This window comes from Promicromonospora kroppenstedtii DSM 19349, assembly GCF_000515355.1.
Lineage (GTDB): Bacteria > Actinomycetota > Actinomycetes > Actinomycetales > Cellulomonadaceae > Promicromonospora > Promicromonospora kroppenstedtii.
In genome coordinates, this window is record NZ_KI911755.1 from 1 (window position 1) to 2,705 (window position 2,705).

Here is a 2,705-nt window from a genome sequence, read left to right on the forward strand (position 1 = left end):
GCGCCGTCGGGCCGCCGGGAGCAGGGCGGGGCCGCTGGTGGGGGTGCGGGTCGGAGCGCGGGTGGGAGCACGGCCGGGTTCCAGGCGCTCGACCTGCCCGTGCGCACCGTGCTGCGGGTACCGCTCGCCCAGGGTGACGAGCTCGCCCGTAGGCTCAAGGCCAGCCTCGCCGTCCGCTCCGCCCGCCGCGAGGGCGGAACCGTCCGTGTTCAGCTCGACCCGAAGGAGATGCTGTGACCGCAGCCGACCCCCTGCCCCTCACCGACGCCCCCGTGATCGACGCCCCCGTGATCGACACGGTCGTGTACGACTTCGGCAACGTCCTGATCGGCTGGGACCCCTTCGGGCCCTACACGGGCCGGCCCCGGGCCGAGATCGAGGCGTTCTTCGAGGCGGTGGACTTCGGTTCGATCAACCACGCCGCCGACGCCGGCACACCGTACGCGGTGCTGCTGGAGCGCGTGGGGCGCACCCACCCCGACCACGTCGAGGACCTGCGCCGGTACGTGGAGCACTACGAGCTGTCGCTGACAGGGCCGATCGAGGGCTCGGCCGAGCTCGTGGCCGAGCTCAAGGGCCTCGGCCTGCGCCTGTACGGGCTGACGAACTGGCAGGCCGAGACCTTCCACAGCGCCGAGCCCGCCGCGCCGGCGATCGGGCTCATGGAGGACGTCATCGTCTCGGGCCGCGAGGGCATGGCCAAGCCCGACCGGCGCATCTTCGAGCTCGTTGTCGAGCGGTTCGGCGTCGACCCGTCCCGTGCCGTCTTCGTGGACGACAAGACGGTGAACGTCGACGCCGCCCGCGGCGTCGGGTTCCACGGTGTCGTGTTCACCGACACCGAGACCCTGCGCCAGGACCTGCGCGCCCTGGGGCTGCCGGTCGCGGAGTAGCCGGCCGGTCCCGGTCCAGCACGGCAGAGGTCCTCGGTCGGCACCGCAGCAGGGCTTCGGCGACCGGCGAATCATCTCCCGGCACCGCCCCGGACGGTGTCACGCTCCGGAGATGACCTCGCTGCTCGTGCGGACCGTCCGCACCAACCCGCCGCTGGCCCTGACCGGGCTGATGACCGTCGCGGTGCTCCTGGTGTGCCTGGTCGGGCTCGTGGCCGACCCGCGCCAGGTGCTCGGTGAGCCCACCTGGCTCAAGCCCGCGAAGTTCGCTGTCTCGATCTCGGTCTACAGCCTCACGCTGGTCTGGTTCCTCACCTTCGTCCGCGGCCGACGACGCCTCGTCGCCGCCGTCTCCTGGATCGTCGCCGTCGCGCTGCTGATCGAGCAGGCGCTGATCATGGTGCAGGCGGCGCGCGGCCTGCGCAGCCACTTCAACGTCAGCACCCCGCTGGACCAGACCATCTACTTCGCCATGGCGGGCGCCGTCGCCACGCTGTGGGCCACCAACGTGGTGCTGGCCGTCGTGCTGCTCGCCCAGCGGCTGGAGGACCCCGTGCTCGCCTGGGGCCTGCGCGCCGGCCTGGTGGTCGCCGTGACCGGGATGGCCGTCGCCTTCCTCATGACCGACCCCACCCCCGCCCAGCTCGACGCCGTCCGAGCGGGCGGGGACCGCGTGCTGGTCGGCGCGCACACCGTCGGCCCGGTCGACGGCGGGCCCGGCCTGCCCGTGCTCGGCTGGTCCACCGTGGGCGGCGACCTACGCGTCGCCCACTTCGTCGGCATCCACGCCATGCAGGCGCTGCCCCTGGTCGCCTGGTTGCTCGCCGCACTGCCCGCCGCCTGGCTCACCGTTTGCGACCGCACCCGCCTGGTACAGGTCGCCGGCGCCACCGCCCTCGCCGTCGTCCTGCTGCTGGCCTGGCAGGCGCTCCGCGGGCAGCCCCTGACGGGACCGGACGCCCTGACGGCAGGGACGGCCACCGTCGTGGCGCTCGCGGCCCTGACCGCAGCCGGGGGTGTGGTGCTCGTCGCCCGGCGCCGGGCCGCGGTGAGCGAGGCGGCGCACCTAGACTGACCTGGTGCGTCTTCTCTTCGCCGGAACCCCTGAACCCGCCGTCGCCTCCCTGGAGGCCCTGCTCGGCTCGCGCCACGAGGTGGTCGCCGTCCTGACCCGCGCCGACGCGCCGTCGGGCCGCGGCCGCAAGCTCACGCCCAGCCCCGTGCGGGCACGGGCCGAGGAGGCCGGCCTGCACGTCATCACCGACGTCCCGCGCGGCGACGAGTTCGTGGCCATGCTCCAGGAGCTGGAGATCGACGCCGCCCCCGTGGTCGCCTACGGCCACATCCTGCGCCCCGCCGTCCTGGCCGTACCCCGCCTCGGCTGGGTCAACCTGCACTTCTCCGTGCTGCCCGCCTGGCGCGGCGCCGCCCCCGTGCAGCGCGCCGTCATCGCCGGCGACGAGGTCACGGGCGCCACCACGTTCCTGCTCGACGAGGGCATGGACACCGGCCCCGTGCTCGGCACCACCACCGAGACCATCCGGCCCACCGACACGTCCGGCGACCTGCTGGCCCGCCTCGCCGGCTCCGGCGCCCAGCTCCTTGTGTCCACCCTCGACGCCCTCGAGGACGGCACCCTCCAGCCCCAGCCCCAGCCCGCCGACGGCGTCTCCGTGGCCCCCAAGCTCACCACCGACGACGCCCGCGTGATCTGGACCGACCCGGCGCTCGCGGTCGACCGCCTGGTGCGCGGTTGCACGCCCGCGCCGGGGGCGTGGACGGTGCTGCCGGACGGCTCGCGGTTGGGCCTCG

Annotated in this window: 4 protein-coding genes; all 4 read left to right on the forward strand. The window is 74.3% G+C overall.

The window, feature by feature from the left end; genetic code table 11:
- On the forward strand, positions 1–237 hold a 237-nt coding region (locus PROKR_RS36300), incomplete at its 5' end, for a hypothetical protein (protein ID WP_036969620.1).
- Entirely contained in the window at positions 234–893 is a 660-nt protein-coding gene (locus PROKR_RS26180; RefSeq protein WP_084800686.1) for an HAD family hydrolase, read from the forward strand. The genes PROKR_RS36300 and PROKR_RS26180, both read left to right, overlap by 4 nt.
- A gap of 112 nt (positions 894–1,005) precedes the next feature.
- Complete coding sequence (locus PROKR_RS26185; protein ID WP_036969623.1) at positions 1,006–1,968, forward strand: hypothetical protein; 963 nt, start codon at positions 1,006–1,008, stop codon at positions 1,966–1,968.
- Positions 1,969–1,972: 4 nt separating this feature from the next.
- Positions 1,973–2,705: methionyl-tRNA formyltransferase (locus PROKR_RS26190; RefSeq protein WP_036969625.1), on the forward strand; the 733-nt coding region annotated here is incomplete at its 3' end.

What these genes read in the sequence shown, in the direction of transcription:
- PROKR_RS26185 (WP_036969623.1), top strand. Translation starts at nt 1,006, where the DNA reads ATGACCTCGCTGCTCGTGCGGACCGTCCGCACCAACCCGCCGCTGGCC.